At 69.5% G+C, this 16,187-nt stretch carries 14 protein-coding genes; all 14 read right to left on the reverse strand.

Annotated elements, in window-relative coordinates:
* Nucleotides 1–2: 2 nt before the first annotated feature.
* Nucleotides 3–1,415, reverse strand: coding sequence for an FtsX-like permease family protein (locus tag ACQG07_RS00610; RefSeq protein WP_426736880.1), 1,413 nt, complete (start codon nucleotides 1,413–1,415; stop codon nucleotides 3–5).
* Nucleotides 1,412–2,170 carry an ABC transporter ATP-binding protein gene (locus ACQG07_RS00615; protein ID WP_079705758.1) on the reverse strand — a complete coding sequence of 253 codons (759 nt, stop codon included), beginning with the start codon at nucleotides 2,168–2,170 and terminating at the stop codon, nucleotides 1,412–1,414. Before ACQG07_RS00615 ends, ACQG07_RS00610 begins: the two co-directional genes overlap by 4 nt.
* A 109-nt stretch (nucleotides 2,171–2,279) precedes the next feature.
* On the reverse strand, nucleotides 2,280–2,969 hold the full coding sequence (locus ACQG07_RS00620) for a response regulator (protein ID WP_426736881.1): 690 nt from the start codon (nucleotides 2,967–2,969) through the stop codon (nucleotides 2,280–2,282).
* Nucleotides 2,966–4,150: a sensor histidine kinase gene (locus ACQG07_RS00625; RefSeq protein WP_426736882.1), complete on the reverse strand. Its 1,185-nt coding sequence runs from the start codon at nucleotides 4,148–4,150 to the stop codon at nucleotides 2,966–2,968. The genes ACQG07_RS00620 and ACQG07_RS00625 overlap by 4 nt, the downstream gene beginning before the upstream one ends.
* Before the next feature lie 114 nt (nucleotides 4,151–4,264).
* Complete coding sequence (gene leuA, locus ACQG07_RS00630) at nucleotides 4,265–6,025, reverse strand: 2-isopropylmalate synthase (RefSeq protein WP_079705755.1); 1,761 nt, start codon at nucleotides 6,023–6,025, stop codon at nucleotides 4,265–4,267.
* 146 nt (nucleotides 6,026–6,171) lie between these two features.
* Nucleotides 6,172–8,697 carry a bifunctional lysylphosphatidylglycerol flippase/synthetase MprF gene (locus ACQG07_RS00635; protein ID WP_426736884.1) on the reverse strand — a complete coding sequence of 842 codons (2,526 nt, stop codon included), beginning with the start codon at nucleotides 8,695–8,697 and terminating at the stop codon, nucleotides 6,172–6,174.
* The gene (locus ACQG07_RS00640) at nucleotides 8,697–9,968 is read right to left on the reverse strand and encodes an alpha/beta hydrolase (RefSeq protein WP_426736885.1); all 1,272 of its coding nucleotides are present in this window, start codon (nucleotides 9,966–9,968) and stop codon (nucleotides 8,697–8,699) included. The genes ACQG07_RS00635 and ACQG07_RS00640 overlap by 1 nt, the downstream gene beginning before the upstream one ends.
* Before the next feature lie 176 nt (nucleotides 9,969–10,144).
* A complete protein-coding gene (gene era, locus ACQG07_RS00645) occupies nucleotides 10,145–11,053 on the reverse strand; it encodes a GTPase Era (RefSeq protein WP_426736886.1) in 909 nt (302 codons plus the stop codon).
* A complete protein-coding gene (locus tag ACQG07_RS00650) occupies nucleotides 11,050–12,354 on the reverse strand; it encodes a hemolysin family protein (RefSeq protein WP_426736888.1) in 1,305 nt (434 codons plus the stop codon). Before ACQG07_RS00650 ends, era begins: the two co-directional genes overlap by 4 nt.
* On the reverse strand, nucleotides 12,354–12,821 hold the full coding sequence (ybeY, locus tag ACQG07_RS00655) for an rRNA maturation RNase YbeY (RefSeq protein WP_064293631.1): 468 nt from the start codon (nucleotides 12,819–12,821) through the stop codon (nucleotides 12,354–12,356). The genes ACQG07_RS00650 and ybeY overlap by 1 nt, the downstream gene beginning before the upstream one ends.
* Complete coding sequence (locus tag ACQG07_RS00660; protein ID WP_426737327.1) at nucleotides 12,818–13,831, reverse strand: PhoH family protein; 1,014 nt, start codon at nucleotides 13,829–13,831, stop codon at nucleotides 12,818–12,820. The genes ybeY and ACQG07_RS00660 overlap by 4 nt, the downstream gene beginning before the upstream one ends.
* Before the next feature lie 76 nt (nucleotides 13,832–13,907).
* Nucleotides 13,908–14,261: an HIT domain-containing protein gene (locus ACQG07_RS00665; protein WP_426736890.1), complete on the reverse strand. Its 354-nt coding sequence runs from the start codon at nucleotides 14,259–14,261 to the stop codon at nucleotides 13,908–13,910.
* Between the two features lie 50 nt (nucleotides 14,262–14,311).
* Complete coding sequence (locus ACQG07_RS00670; RefSeq protein WP_426736892.1) at nucleotides 14,312–15,049, reverse strand: 16S rRNA (uracil(1498)-N(3))-methyltransferase; 738 nt, start codon at nucleotides 15,047–15,049, stop codon at nucleotides 14,312–14,314.
* A 1-nt stretch (nucleotide 15,050) separates the two neighbouring features.
* The gene (gene dnaJ / locus ACQG07_RS00675; protein ID WP_064293629.1) at nucleotides 15,051–16,172 is read right to left on the reverse strand and encodes a molecular chaperone DnaJ; all 1,122 of its coding nucleotides are present in this window, start codon (nucleotides 16,170–16,172) and stop codon (nucleotides 15,051–15,053) included.
* Between the last annotated feature and the right edge of the window lie 15 nt (nucleotides 16,173–16,187).

Consider the following 16,187-nt stretch of genomic DNA (forward strand, 5'->3'; position numbering starts at 1 on the left):
TCTCAGTCGACCGCGAGTGCCGCGACGGGTGCGATCCGGGTCGCCCGACGGGACGGTGCCACCGAGGCCGCAGCCGTGAGGAGCGCGGCGAGCACGACGATCACGGCGACGATGGCCCACGGGATGACCGGGAAGATGAGCCCGGGCGAACCGTTGATCGCGCCGAGCATCGACTGGGCACCGGCCCAGCCGTAGAACGTCCCGAGGACGAGGCCGACGACGACGGCCGCGATGGTGAGCTGCGCCGCCTCGATCACGATCATGCGACGGATCTGCGCCGCGGAGAATCCGAGTGCGCGGAGCAGTCCGAGTTCGCGGGTGCGTTGCAGGACGCTGAGCGAGAGGTTGTTGACCATCCCGACCGCGGCGATGAGCGCGCTCAGCCCGATGAGGGCGGAGAAGACGCCGACGGTCGTCGCGACCACGGCCTGCGTGCCCTCGTAGACCTCCGGATTCGCAGCCTGTGCGTTCAGTACGAACTCCTGGAAGTTGGTCGCTGCGACCGCGAACATCGTCACGAGGGTCACGCCGATCACCAGTCCGATCGTCGTGCGTGAACTGCGCTCCGGGTAGCGGACGGCGTTCTCGGCGGCGAGTCGAGCCGTCGCGGAGGTGCCGAACAGCCGGCCGACCAGCCGCAGCGCCGGCGGCATCACGAGGTGCGCGCCGAGCACGAGGCCGGAGAAGGAGACGATTCCGCCGACGATGCCGATGAGCACGCCGAGCGGCGACACGAGCCCGACGCCGACACCGGCGAGCAGGAGCAGGACACCGACCGCGAAGAGACCGATCGCGACCGCGTTCCGAGCGGGCCGCGCGGTGGCCTCCTCCCGGCTCAACTCCTGCGATCCTCCGATCGCCTGCATCGGGGTGACCGTCAGGACGCGACGCGCGCCGATCCAGGACGCGAGCCAGGTGGTCAGGACGACCGCGACGACCGGCAGGAGGACCGCCGGTTCGACGATCGCGTACGGCAGCTCGGGCAGCACACCGGTCGCGACGCCGATCCGCACGAGCGCGAAGGTCGCGAGGAGTCCGACGAGCAACCCTGCTCCCCCACCGAGCAGGCCGACGACGACACCCTCCTTCGCGACGGCGCGACGCTGCGATCGCGCCGTCGAACCGATCAGGCGGAGCAGCGCGATCGTCCTCGTCCGCCCGGCGACGATCGTTGCGAACGTGTTCGCCGTGACGATCGCACCGACGTACACCGCCAACGAGACGAACACGGCGGCCGCGAGGATGAGCATGATGACCACGGTGCCGCTGGACCCCGTGACGTCGTCGGCCAGGATGAAGGTGGAGAGCACACTCGTGACCATGAGCAACAGGACGCCGAACGAGGCGCTGAGCGTCGCGACGAGGAGGCTCGCCCGATGCTCGCGGGCCCGGGGCCCGAGATCCGCCCGGCTCATGCCGCACGCTCCATGCCGAGCATGAGCGCTGAGATCTGCTCGGCGGTCGATCGGGGACGGTCCTCGACCACCCGGCCATCCGCGAGGAACACGATCCGGTCCGCGTAGCTCGCGGCGATCGGGTCGTGCGTCACCATCGCGATGCTCTGCCCGTACTCGGTGCTGGCCGCCGCCAGTAGGGCCAGGACGCTCCGCCCGGTGCGGGAGTCGAGGTTGCCGGTCGGTTCGTCCGCGAAGAGGAGCTCGGGTCGCGTCGCGAGGGCACGCGCGATCGCGACGCGCTGCTGCTGTCCGCCCGAGAGTTCGTGCGGGCGGTGCCCGAGTCGGGAGGCGAGTCCGAGCGTGCTCACGAGCACGTCGATCCAGCTCTGCTCCTCACCGGTCGGACGGCGGGCGTCGAGTTCGAAGGGCAGCCGGATGTTGGCCGCGACGTCGAGCGTCGGGACCAGGTTGAAGGCCTGGAACACGAAGCCGACACGACGCCGACGGAGGATCGTGAGCTGCCCGTCGTCGAGGTCCGTGATGTCCTGGTCGCCGAGGCGCACCCGCCCCGCGGTGGCCTGATCGAGGCCGGCCATGATGTGCATGAGCGTCGACTTGCCGGAGCCGCTCGGGCCCATGATGGCGGTGAATCGGCCCCGCTCGATCTCGAGGTCGACGCCGTCGAGGGCGACGACCTGGTTGTCGGCGGGTCCGTAGCTCTTCCGGAGTCCGTGGACGCTGGCGACGACGGACGGCTGTGCTGAAGTGGTCATACTCCGAAGCTACGGAGTGCGGTGCCGGGTGCGCGTCGGGCGCACGAGCGACCCTGGTACATCGCGGGGATGATCCTCGATCACTCCACGAGTGCCCGCTGGACCGTCGTCAGACCAAGCCGTGCTCGAAGGCGAACACGACGAGCTGGACCCGGTCGCGCACCTCGAGCTTCGCGAAGATCCGGCTGATGTGCGTCTTCACGGTCGCCTCGCTGAGGAACTCGGCGGCGGCGATCTCGGAGTTGCTCAGACCGCGCGCCGCGAGGAGGAAGATCTCGCGCTCGCGCGCCGTGAGCTCGGCGTAGCGCTGGGGCGCGGCCGGAGCCGCCGGCGCCTGTTGGAAGTGCTCGAACAGCTCGCGGGTGGCCGACGCGGCGATGACCGCGTTCCCGGCATGGACGGTGCGGATCGCTGCGAGCAGGAACTCCGGCTCCGCGTCCTTGAGCAGGAACCCGCTCGCGCCGGCTCGGATGGCCGTCGCGGCCGCCTCGTCGAGGTCGAAGGTGGTCAGCACGACGATGCGAGGCCGCTCGCCCCCGCGCGCGTCCGCCTCAGCCAGGATCGTCTTCGTCGCCTCGATCCCGTCCAGGACCGGCATGCGGACGTCCATGAGGATGACCTGCGGACGTGTCCGTGCGGCCAGCTCGACCGCTTGACGCCCGTCGGAGGCCTCGCCGACGACGCGGAGGTCCGGCTGCGAACCGATGAGCATGCGGATCCCGCCTCGGAACAGCGCCTGGTCGTCGACCAGCGCGATCGTGATCGCCCCAGCTGCCGTCGCATCACTCGGATCGGTCATCTCGTCACTCCCACCGTCGCGTACGGGATCGATGCGTAGACGGTGAAGAGACCGTCCACCAGGGTCGTCCCGAACCTGCCGCCTGCCAGCGTAGCGCGCTCGTTCATCCCGGCGAGTCCGTGCCCCGTGCCGGCCTTCGGCAGTTCGACCTTCGCCCGGTTGACGACCCAGAGCTGCAGCTCGGGTCCGGTCCAGTCGAGATGGACGTCGATCGGCCCACGATGGTCGCCGTGTCGGAGCGCGTTCGTGAGCGCCTCCTGGATGATCCGGTAGACGGCGAGCTGCGAACCGGTCGCCACCGGTCGTTCCTGACCGTGGCTCTGGACCACCACGTCCAGTCCGGCTCCTCGCAACTGCTCGTAGAGCCGGTCGAGGTCGGCCATGACCGGCTGCGGGCCCTCGGTCTGTTGGAATCGCAATTGCGCGAGCAACACCCGGACGTCGGCGAGGGCCTCGCGGGAGATGCTCGAGATCGTCCGCAACGCCTGGTCGGCCGAATCCGGGTCCGCGGCCAGCGCATATCGGGCACCGTCGGCCTGGGCGATGACGACGGCGAGGGAGTGCGCGACCACGTCGTGCATGTCGCGCGCGATCCGGTTGCGCTCCTGCTCCACGGCGACGTCGCGCTCGGCCAGGAGCTGCGCCTGGCGGCTCTCGCGGGCGAGCCGCCAGGTCCGCATGAGGACCCCTGCGGTCCAAGCGAGGCCGAAGAAGGCGGCGAACGCGAGGAACATGAACAGCCCGACCGTCACCTGCGCGACCGGTGTCATGTCGTTCGCGAGGCCGAAGGTACTGATCTCCGCGCCGATGGCCGTGGTCCAACTCGGGACGACGATCACGTAGAACGCGATGAGCGCGGCACCGACGAACGCGGAAGCGAAGGAGACCCATCGCACCACCCGGCCGCCGTAACTCGCCGCAGCGTAGAGCACGACCGGGATCGCGAAGTTCGCAGGATCGGGTGCCAGGAGGAGCAGCATCTGCGCCAGCGCCGTGACCCAGGCGACGGCGAGGGATATCCCGGGAGCCAGGCGGCGGAGGGCGAGCGCCACGCACATGCCGAGCAGGACGATGACGTACTGGGTCGGCCGAGCGGCGTATGCCGCGAAAGTGACGAGGAACAGCACCGAGGGCAGCGCGATGTCGAGGGCCAGTTGGCCGGGTCGGAGCGAGCGGAGCATCCCCCAACCGTACGACCTGTCAGCCGGTCACCCCGTCCTCGCGCGGGAAGATCATCCTCCGGGTGTACGCCGGAGGACAGCGCTGCGCCGGGCCGACCCGGCGCAGCGGGATCGTCAGATGGAGGCCAGTTCCCGCGCCTCGACCTGCGTGCGTACGGCCCGGTTGACCGCCGAGACGACGGCCTTGAGCGAGGCGGTCGCGATGTCGCCGTCGATGCCGACGCCCCAGAGGCGCTGGTCGTTCACCTGGAGCTCGACGTAGGCGGCCGCCTCGGCGTCGCCTCCGGCGCTCAGCGTGTGCTCGACGTAGTCGTACAGCGTGACCTCGATGCCGCGCCCGGAGAGCAGGTTGAGGAAGGCCGCGATCGGGCCGTTACCGGTCGAGGTGCGCTCCTCGACCTGCTCGCCGTCGCGAAGGGCGACCTCGAGGACCACGGTGCCGGCGAGGTCGCTCGACGTCTTCGTGGACTGGAGTTCGAACCGACCCCACTTGGCGTCCGCGACTGCGGCCGGAAGGTACTCGTCCTGGAAGATCGACCAGATCTGGCCGCTCGTCACCTCGCCGCCCTCGGCGTCGGTCTTCGCCTGGACGACGCCGGAGAACTCGATCTGCAGGCGACGCGGCAGGTCGATCGCGTGGTCGGTCTTGAGCAGGTACGCGACGCCGCCCTTGCCCGACTGCGAGTTCACGCGGATGACCGCCTCGTAGCTGCGCCCCAGGTCCTGCGGATCGACCGGCAGGTACGGCACGGCCCATTCGAGGTCGGCGACGTCCTTGCCCTGGGAGACGGCGTCGACGGACATCGCCTCGAAGCCCTTCTTGATCGCGTCCTGGTGCGAACCGCTGAAGGCCGTGAAGACGAGGTCGCCCGCCCACGGGCTCCGCTCGTGCACCGGCAGCTGGTTGCAGTGCTCGGCCGTCCGCTTGACCTCGTCGATGTCACTGAAGTCGATCTGCGGGTCGACACCCTGCGTGAACATGTTGATGCCGAGCGCGACGAGGTCGACGTTGCCGGTCCGCTCACCGTTCCCGAAGAGGCACCCCTCGATCCGGTCGGCGCCGGCCAGGTAGCCGAGCTCGGCTGCCGCGATCGCGGTCCCGCGGTCGTTGTGCGGGTGCAGCGAGATGATGATGTTCTCGCGGTTGGCCAGGTTGCGGCTCATCCACTCGATCGAGTCCGCGTAGACGTTCGGCGAGGCCATCTCGACCGTCGACGGCAGGTTGATGATGACCTTGCGGTCGGGCGTCGCCTCGAGGACCTCGACCACCTGGTTGCAGATGTCGACGGCGAACTCGAGCTCGGTACCGGTGTAGCTCTCCGGCGAGTACTCGTAGTAGATCTGCGTCCCGGGGACCGTCGACTCCATCTCGCGACACTTCCGGGCGCCGTGGAGGGCGAGGTCGATGATGCCCTGCTTGTCGCTGCGGAACACGACGTCGCGCTGCAGGATGCTCGTCGAGTTGTACAGGTGCACGATCGCCTGCTTCGCCCCGCGCAGCGACTCGTAGGTGCGTTCGATGAGGTGGTCGCGTGCCTGGGTCAGCACCTGGATGGTGACGTCCTCGGGGATCGCACCCTCGTCGATGAGGCTGCGGACGAAGTCGAAGTCGGTCTGGCTCGCGCTCGGGAACCCGACCTCGATCTCCTTGTAGCCCATCTTCACGAGCAGGTCGAACATGATGCGCTTGCGCTCCGGGCTCATCGGGTCGATGAGGGCCTGGTTGCCGTCGCGGAGGTCGACGGCGCACCAGCGCGGGGCCTCGGTGATCCGACGGTCAGGCCACGTGCGATCGGGCAGCGAGACGTCGAACTGGTCCTGGTAGGCGCGGTAGCGGTGGACCGGCATGCCTGATGGGGTCTGGGTGTTCTTCATGATCCTGGGATCTCCTCGTGGGATTGGGGGTGAGCCAATGACGAACTCCGCGACGAGGGAGGCCTGGAACTAGGACTCGTCGCGGCAGCTAAGGAGGAGCAGACCGGAGAACACGTCGTCAGCATAGCACTCCCCCGCGCGGCCGATCAGGTGACCAGCGAGGCGAGGTCTCGCACGGACACGTCCGGGAGGTATGCGCGCCCGACCGCGATGCCGATCGCCGGCAGGGTCAGCGGGTCCGCGTAGCCGAGGACGAGCGGACGCTCCTCCGGCTGGAACTTCCCCTTGAAGGCGAGGAGCGAGCGGAACCCGTAGACAGGTTCGAGCACGTTCCCGAGGTAGGTCAGGACCCGGTCGATCCCGTCCGTCTCCGGCTGCTCGGTGCTCTTCGAGCGCGCGAGTGGAGCCCCTGAGAGGCTCATCTCCTCGATGCCGTCCTCCTTGAACCGCGCGGCGGCCTCGGCGATGAGGAACTCCATGACGCCGTTCATACCGTCCGTCCGACGTCGCATGAAGTCGAGGGTCCAACCCACCAGCTCACCATCGCGCCGCACCGGCAGCCAGCTCGTGACGCCGTGCAGCCGTCCTTGCTCGTCGACCGCGAGCAGGAGCCGGACCTCCTCGTCGACGAGCTCGTCGATCCCGCCGAGGGTGAACCCCATCTCGGGCAGCTTCCGTTCGGCGACCCACTCCTCGGATATCTCGGCGATCTGCGCCGCCAGCCCGACGCCGAGCGCCCCGTAGGTGGACCAGACGGCGGTGATCCCCGCACGGTCGGCCCGGTTGACGGAGGATCTGATGTCCTGCCAGCGCTTGCCGACCATGCTCCAGCCCTGCGGGTGCAGGACCGTCTCCTCGGCGACCTGGACGGTGCGCCAACCGATCCGGTGGAGCGCTCCTGCGGTCTCCTCGTCCACGCTGTACAACGCCACCGTCAGGCCGGAGTCCTCGCAGTGCTCGATGAACCGCTCGAGTACCCCCTGCTCGTGCCGGTCCCTCCCGAAGAAGCCGCCCGCCGTGACCGCGACCCCGGCGACGATCCGGTAGGCGATGCCGGCGCTGCGCTCCGGGTCGAACCAGGTGAGGTTGCCCGGCCAGGTGGCCATGTGCCCGATGGAGTCGCTGCCCTCGGCCAGGAGCTCGCGCAGGCGGCGCTCGTCTGCCGGCGCGATGGCGTTCGCGACCCGGCTCAGCGGCCAGACCGCGCCGAGCAGGATGATGCTCCACCACACGGGTCCGACGGCGTGGAACACCACGCCGGTGAGCGGGGCGACCGGCACGAAGCCCGGGAGGACGTTCCGCAGGTACGCGGCGGGGACGAAACGCTCCGGCGCCGCACGGAGGACCTCCCACACGTCGGGCCTCGGCGAGAATCCTCCGGGCTGCAGCAGTGCGACCACCACGAAGAGCGCGGCGAGCACGACCCACGACGCGCCGACCAGGGCGAGGTACCCCCAGGCACTGCGCCGGGTGGCCCGCACGGGGAACCCACGACGGAGCACGACCAGGAGCGCCGCCACGACGAGCGGGAGCAGGATCGCCGCCCACAGCGCGATCGCGATCTCGACGGACCGCTGCTGCGCGCCGTGCCCCGCACCGATTAGCGACGAGGGGTGTCCCGTCGGGTGGAGTCGCACCCCAGCCCCGAGCGACAGCGCACTCAGGACGGCGAAGGACACCATGATCGCCGTGGCGAACCAGACCGCGAAGCGTCTGCCGCGGAGCAGGCCCCATGCTGCGAAGAGCAGGGCGATCATGGGGACCACCGACAGGAGCACCGCTCCGAAGCCGTCGACGCGCACCAGCGTGAGGTCGCGCAGGCACTGTGCTGACACGCCGACCGTGCGGCATTGCCCGATGACCCGTCCGGCGTCCGGGATGTTCTGTTCGAGCAGGAGCACGAGCGGCGCGAGCGGACCGAGGTGCCGACCGGACAGGAAGGTGATGAGCGGCCCGACGCCCATCATCGCGACGACTGATGCCAGGAGCACCCGGGTCTCGTGGTGCGAGCTCCGCACGCGTCGCACCGACGGGGTGACCCCGGCGAGCACGATCCCGAGCAGGACGCCGACCAGGGCTGCGAACAGTCGTGCGAGATCCTGCGGAAGGCCCGAGTACAGCAGCACGATCAAGGCACCGACGACGACGAACGCGCGGATCCGTCGACGCCAGAGCGGCCCGTGGAACGCACTCGACGCGGCGAGGGCGCCGAGCGCGCCTGCCACCGGGTCGAATGCCACGATGCGGGCGACCTCGCCGCTCCAGAACTCGCCGCCGAGCGTGCCGAGGAGTTGGAGCCCGATGGCGAGCGCGTTCCCGACGACCGCGGTCACCAGTACCGCCAGGAGCGTCTTGGCTGCGCCGAACCGTCGCTCGGCGAGCACCAGTGCGGGGACACCGATCAGCAGGAATGCGAGGAGCCCGAGCACCCCGTCGGTTCCCAGAGCACCGGTCAGGAGCGCCCACCAGTGTCCGTCGACCACGACCTGCTCGTACCCCACGCCGGCCACCTCACGGATCGCCGTCCGCCAGCTGGGGGTCGCCGCCGGCGGTGTGCGCCAGACGAACGCACTGACCACGAGCACCAGCGCCGTGATCCCGATGCTCATCGGCACCGACCGGAGCACGCCGGTCACGAGTCGACCGAAGGGCGTCGCCCTCCCCGCGCGCATCAGGCGAGCCCGAATCGTGCGGCGATCACGGGGAGCGCACGCTCGAACACCGTGTGGACGGTGTGCCAGTCGTGCGCCGTCCCGTCGGAGACGAAGGTCGTCGTCCGCATGCCGGCTGCCGAAGCCATCGCGGCGACCCGCCGGACGCCGGGACCGTAGCGGCTGTCGTCGCTGCCGTAGCCGAAGACGCCGACGGTGTCCGCGTACGGGGTGTGTGCGGCGAGGATCGCGGAGGGGGCCGCCGCCTCGTACGCCGTCGCCGACCCGCCGAAGCCCTGTGCGATCGTCGTCGGTCCGATGGAAGGGACGACCTCCCCCGAGATGTCGAGGATGCCGCCGTAGCGTTCGGGGTGCGCGGCGCCGAGCTGGATGGAACAGGTCCCGCCCTGCGAGAACCCGGCGATGAACCAGTCTGTCCGCGATGCGGACACCGGGAGGTGCGCCGAGATCCACGCGGGGACGTCGACCGTGAGGTACGTCGCCGAGTTGCCGAGCGGCCCGTCGACGCACATCGGGTTGTGGTCCGGATCGCCGAGCTGATCAGGCACGACCACGATGGGAGCGAGACCCGCATGCGAGGCGGCGAAGCGGTCGAGGATCCCCGCGATGCCCGCCGAGGCGAACAGGTCGGCCGGCTCTCCCGGCTGACCGCTGAACGCTTCGATGACCGGCAGTGCCGGCGGGTGTGCGGTCAGGGCGGCCGGTGGCAGGTAGACGAGCGCGTCCCGGTGGGCGAACCCGGAGGTCGTCGCCGGGATGTCCACGTGTTCGACCCGCCCGCCGCTCGGCAGGTCGGCGGGTCGCTGCCACGACGTGGTCGTCCCCCGGGCGGCAGGCAGGGCCGAGAACGACTGGTACGGACTGATCCCCAACGCCGCCCGCACCGTCGCGAACTCACCGAAGTCCTGGTTCACGCCGATCGCCCCGATGAGCAGGAAGGCGGGGATGGCGAGGCTCGCCACGATGACCCGCCACGCCCGGGTCCGCACGATCGCCGCGATCGCGAGGGCGGCACCGGCGAACCCGACCGCCGCCCACGCACGGGTGACCGGCGTCAGTTCGATCCCGAAGACGTCGAGCACGTCACCGAGCAACCAGGCCGTGGCATAGGCGAGGAGCGCCCCACCGCTCGCCACCAGCAGCATCGTCAGCCAGCCGCGAACCGATCGGCGCCCGGTCAACAGGATGATCGCCAGGAGGACGGCGGCACCGCCGACCCAGACGAGGAGCTCCGGACGATCCAGCCTGATGGCCAGCAACCAGTCGAACACTCGGACTCCTTCTCGCGACCCCGAGGACCAGTATGTCCGCGCGCTCGCGAGCCTGTCGGCCAGATGACGGGTTCCACAGCGGGCCCAAAGCAGACATGCAAGTCACGTTCAGGTAACGGAGACCACCCGCGCGGATCCGCGCGGGCCCACGGCGCCGACGGTCGACCGGATCCGGGTCAGAATCCCAGGCGACCGAGCAGTTTCGGGTCGCGCTGCCAATCCTTCGCGACCTTGACGCGGATGGAGAGGAAGACCCTCGATCCGACGAGTGGCTCGATCCCGGCGCGGGCCCGGGCCCCGACGTCGCGGAGCCTGGAGCCGCCCTTCCCGATGATGATCGCCTTCTGGCTGTCGCGCTCCACGAACACGTTCGCGTAGATGTCGAGCAGGTCGGTCCCCTCGCGCGGGATAATGTCATCGATGGTCACGGCGAGCGAGTGGGGCAGCTCGTCCTGCACGCCCTCGAGTGCGGCTTCACGGATGAGCTCCGACACGCGGTCGACGACCGTCTCGTCCGTGGTGGCCTCGGCCGGGTAGAGGCGTTCCGAGAGCGGCATGAGCTTCGTCACCTCGGTGACGAGGATGTCGAGCTGGTCGTCGGTCACCGCGGACAGCGGGATGACGGCGTCCCAGTCCCGGAGCTCCGAGATCGCGAGCAGCTGCTCGGCGATCGTCGTCCGGCTGGCGGTGTCGGTCTTCGTGACGATCGCCACCTTCTTGGCGCGCGGGAAGCCGTCGAGCGACTCGTTGATGAAGCGGTCGCCGGGCCCGAGCTTCTCGTTGGCGGGGATGCAGAACCCGATGACGTCGACGTCGGAGAGGGTTGACTGCACGAGATCGTTCAGCCGCTGGCCGAGCAGGGTGCGCGGCCGGTGGATGCCGGGGGTGTCGACGACGATGAGTTGGCCGTGGTCGCGATGCACGACTCCGCGGATCGCGCGACGCGTGGTCTGCGGCTTCGAGCTCGTGATCGCGACCTTCTCACCGACGAGGGCGTTGGTCAGCGTGGACTTGCCGACGTTCGGACGCCCGACGAAGGACACGAACCCCGCTCGGAAGTCGGACGGAGGGGTGGTGTCGTTCATGGGTGCTCCCGGTGGTCGTTGGACGCCTGCTGGGCGTCCTGCAGCTGGTCGTCGCGCTGGGCGATGACGGTGAGGATGCGTCCCCGCCGCCCCTCGACGCGCTCGGCGGTGAGTTCGAGGCCCTTGGTCGACACCGTCGATCCGACGACGGGCAGCCGACCGAGGGCCTTCGCCAGGAGGCCGCCGACGGAGTCGACGTCGTCGTCGTCGAGTTCGAGGCCGAACAACTCCCCCAGCTCGTCGACCGGCAGGCGGGCGTCGACCCGGAACCGTCCGTCGTGCAGGTCGGTGATCTCGGGGGTGTCGGTGTCGTACTCGTCGGAGATGTCGCCGACGAGTTCCTCGATGAGGTCCTCGAGGGTGACGAGACCCGAGATGCCGCCGTATTCGTCGACGACCATCGCGATGTGGTTGGACTCCTTCTGCATCTGCTGCAGGAGCGAATCGGCCTTCTTGGACTCGGGGACGAAGCTCGCCGGCCGCAGGAGCGGCTCGATCGAGCCCACCTCGGTGACGCCGTCGCCACCGAACATCGCTCGCACCAGGTCCTTCAGGTACAGGATGCCGACCAGGTCGTCGATGTCGCCGTCGCTGACGGGCGCTCTCGAGATCCCCGTCTCCAGGAACACCTCGAGCGCCTCGCGGACGCTGAGATCGCGCTGCAGACTCACGAGGTCGGTGCGCGGGATCATCACCTCGCGGACGAGCGTCTCGTTGAACTCGAAGATCGAGTGGATGAGCTCGCGGTCGTCCTCTTCGAGGACCGAGTGCGCGGCGGCCTCGTCGACCATGCTCAGCAGTTGCTCCTCCGAGGTGAAGGAGACCGAACGGGGCAGCCCCGGGGTCACCCGGTTGCCCAGGGAGACGAGGACGTTCGCGACCGGGCCGAGGACCACGCGTGCGGCGCGGATGGCGGGGGCACTGAAACGCAGTACTCCGCTCGCGTGGGTCCGTCCGACGCCTCGAGGGCTCGCACCGACGAGCACGAAGGAGGTGCCGGTCATGATGACGACCGCGAGGACGAGGACGAGCCACAACTCGTCGATCGACGAGGCCAGTGCGAGCGTGACGAGGACGGCGGCCGTGGTTTCGGCCAGGATCCGGATGAAGTTGATCGCGTTGACGTGCGCACCCGGATCGGCTGCGATGGCGCGGAGCGCGGATCCCGAGCGGGCGCCCTCTGCCAGGTCGAGGATGTCCGCACCCGACTGGACGCCGATCGCGGCGTCGGCTGCGGCCATCAGACCCGCGAACGCGACGAGCAGGAACGCGACGATGACGAAGACGGCGACGAGGGACATCAGCTGCTGCGTCGTCTCTCCTGGAGCGCGAAGGCGAGGAGGATGTCCCGCTGGATGCCGAACATCTCCTTCTCCTCATCGGGCTCCGCGTGGTCGTACCCGAGCAGGTGGAGCACACCGTGGCAGGTGAGGAGCTGGAGTTCGTCCATCGTCGAGTGCTTCGCGGCGGCCGCCTGCGTCTCGGCGACCTGCGGGCAGAGCACGATGTCGCCGAGCAGCCCGGGCGGCGTCGGATTCTCCTCGGTGCCGGGACGGAGCTCGTCCATGGGGAAGCTCAGGACGTCCGTCGGTCCGGGCTCGTCCATCCACTGGACGTGCAACTGCTCCATGGCGCCCTCGTCGACCAGGACGATGGCGAGCTCGGCATCAGGGCTCACGTGCATCGCGTCGAGCGCGAACGACGCCAGGGCGAGGATGCGCGATTCGTCGACGGCGACGCCTGACTCGTTGTTGATCTCGATGGTCATGAGCGTCCTCGCTTCGGCTGGTGGTCTCTGGCTGCGCCGCGACGCTCGGCACGGTTGGCGAACTCGGCGGCCTGCTCGCGCTCGAACCGCTGCGCCTGTCGGACGGCGTCGTACTCGCCGTAGGCGTCGACGATCCGACCGACGAGGGTGTGGCGGACGACGTCCTCGCTCGTGAGGTGGGCGAAGTGGATGTCGTCGACGTCCTTGAGCACGCGGGTGACGAGTCGCAAGCCGGACGCACCGGTCGGCAGGTCGATCTGCGTGACGTCGCCGGTCACGACGATCTTGGACCCGAACCCGAGCCGGGTGAGGAACATCTTCATCTGCTCGGGGGTCGTGTTCTGCGCTTCGTCGAGGACGATGAACGAGTCGTTGAGGGTCCGGCCACGCATGTAGGCGAGCGGTGCGACCTCGATCGTGCCGGCCGCGAGCAGCTTCGGGACGATCTCCGGGTCCATCATCTCGTTGAGCGCGTCGTAGAGCGGACGCAGGTACGGGTCGATCTTGTCCGTCAGCGTGCCCGGGAGGTACCCGAGTCGCTCACCGGCCTCGACGGCCGGGCGCGTCAGGATGATCCGGTTGACCTCCTTGCGCTGCAAGGCCTGCACGGCCTTCGCCATCGCGAGGTAGGTCTTGCCGGTACCGGCCGGGCCGATGCCGAACACGATCGTGTTCTCGTCGATCGCGTCGACGTACGCCCGCTGCCCGGCGGTCTTCGCCTTGATCGTCTTCCCACGCGAGGTGAGGATGACCTGCCCGAGCACCTCCGACGGGGAGGCCGAGCCGTCCTGCCCGAGCATGCGGGCGGAGGTGCTGACCTCCGCCGGCCCCGGGTCGTGTCCTTCTCGGACCATGGTGATGAGTTCCTCTACGAGTCGTCTGGCGGCGTCGGCCTGCGGCGCCGGGCCGGTGATGGTGATCTCATTGCCGCGCACGTGCACCGAGACACCGGGGTGTTCGCGCTCGACGGTCGTCAGGAGGCGGTCCTGTGGGCCGAGGAGACGGACCATGGCGAGCCCGTCCACCAGGAGGACGTGCTCGACCTCCTCCGTCCGCGCAGCGGCGGAGCGGTCGGGGTTCGAGGACTCAGGCTCCGCCAAGGGTGCCCTCCTGCAGGGAACCGCCGAGGACATGCGCGTGCACGTGGAAGACCGTCTGCCCGGCGGACTCGCCGGTGTTGAAGACGAGTCGGAACTCGCCACCCGTGTGCTCCTTCGCAAGCGACGACGCCACCTCGACCATCTCAGCGAGCAAGGAGGGGTCGCCAGCGGCCAACTCCACGACATTGCGGTACTCGGCGGTCTTCGGGACGACGAGGAGGTGCACGGGCGCCTGCGGTGCGATGTCGGCGAACGCGATCACCCGATCGGTCTCGGCGAGGAGGGTCGTCGGGATCTCCCCCGACACGATGCGGCTGAATACCGACGGTGCTTCACTCATGTCCACCAGTCTAAGGTTCGTGGCGGCCTCATGCGCGGGCTGGTGGATCGTCACCACCGACCGAGCAGCACGTTGAGCGCGGCGATCGCCGCAGGCCCTGCCGTCGAGGTGCGCAGGACGCCCGAGCCGATCCGGACCTCGACGGCGCCGGCCGCTTGGAGCCGCTCCCGCTCCGCCGGCGAGATGCCGCCCTCCGGACCGACGACGAGCACAAGTTCCTCGGCGAGCAGGGCCGACGGGTCGAGCTCCGAGAGAGCGAGTGCCGCGCTGGGTTCGAGCACGAGGACGGTCCGGCCGGCGACGATCGACGCGAGTCCGCGGGTGTCGACGACCTCGGCCACCTCGGGGACCCGTGCGCGGATCGACTGCTTCGACGCCTCCCGCACGATGAGCTGCCAGCGCGCACGGCCCTTGACCGCTTTGTCGCCCTGCCATCTCGAGATGCTGCGCTCGGCGCCCCACGGGACGATCCGGTCGACACCCAGCTCGGTCGCCGCCTGGATGGCGAGTTCGTCGCGATCACCCTTGGCCAGCGCCTGCACGAGGACAAGCCCGGGACGGTTCTCCGGATGCACCACGACCGATTCGACGCGGATCTCCAACTCCCCCGGCTCGCTGCGCACGACCGGTCCGGTCGCGATCAGGCCCCGGCCGTTGCCGATCGACGTCGTCTCGCCGACCCGCAGCCGACTCACGGCGACGGCGTGTTTCGCCTCGGGCCCGCGGAGGGTCACCGAGTCGCCGACACCGGTCGATTCGAGATCCTCACGGAGGTACAACGAACTCATCTCAACCGACGCCGTGGAAGCGGTCGCGGATCTTCGCGAACAGGCCCTGCTGGAACTGCGCGAGCGCCGGAGCACCCTGGCGTCGTCCTGAGGCGAAGCTCTTGATCAGCTCGCGTTCGCGGTGGTCGAGCTTCGTCGGCGTGACGACCTGGACGCCGATCTTGAGGTCGCCCCGGCTGTTCCCGCGGAGACGGGTGACACCGCGGTCCTTGACCGTGATGACCTCGGAGCTCTGCACGCCCGGCCGCAGCTCGACCTCGACGTCGCCGTCGAGCGCGTGGACGGTGACCTGGCGGCCGAGGATGGCGTCGGTCATCGGGACTTCGAGCGTGCACAACAGGTCGTCGCCGTCGCGGCTGAAGACGTCGTGGTGCTTGACCTTCATCTCGAGGTAGAGGTCGCCGTTCGGGCCGCCGGCCGGGCCGACCTCGCCGCTCCCCGGCATCTGCAGACGCAGACCGGTGTCGACGCCGGCCGGGATGTCGACCGAGACGGTGCGGCGGGCACGGAGCCGACCCTGACCCTGGCAGGTGACGCACGGGGTCGCGATGATCGTGCCGTAGCCGCGGCAGGTGCCGCAGGGCGCCGACGTCATGACGTTGCCGAGCAGCGAGCGGACGGCCCGCTGGATGGAGCCGGTGCCGTGACAGATGTCGCAGGTCACCGGTGAGGTGCCGGGCTGGCAGCAGGAGCCGTTGCAGGTGCTGCAGAGCACGGCGGTGTCGACCTCGAGGTCGCGGTGGGTGCCGAAGATGACCTCGTCGAGGTCGAGCTCGACGCGCAACAGGGCGTCCTCCCCGCGTGCGCGACGGGACTTGGGTCCGCGCTGCTGGCCGCCACCGCCGAAGAAGGTGTCGAAGATGTCGCCGAAGCCGCCGAACCCGGCGTCGCCGCCACCGAACCCACCAGCCTGCGGACCGAGGTCGTACTGCTGGCGCTGCTTGGGGTCGCTCAGCACGTCGTAGGCGTGCGTGACCTCCTTGAACCGTTCCGAGGCGTCGGAACCCGGGTTCACGTCGGGGTGCAGTTCGCGTGCGAGGCGGCGGTACGCCTTCTTGATCTCTTCGGGCGTCGCCTCCTTGGCGACACCGAGTGCTGCGTAGTGGTCGGGGTAGTCAGCCACTGAGGGCCTTTCGTT

The sequence above is a fragment of the Plantibacter sp. 2H11-2 genome (assembly GCF_050031945.1).
Classification (GTDB): Bacteria; Actinomycetota; Actinomycetes; order Actinomycetales; family Microbacteriaceae; genus Plantibacter; species Plantibacter auratus.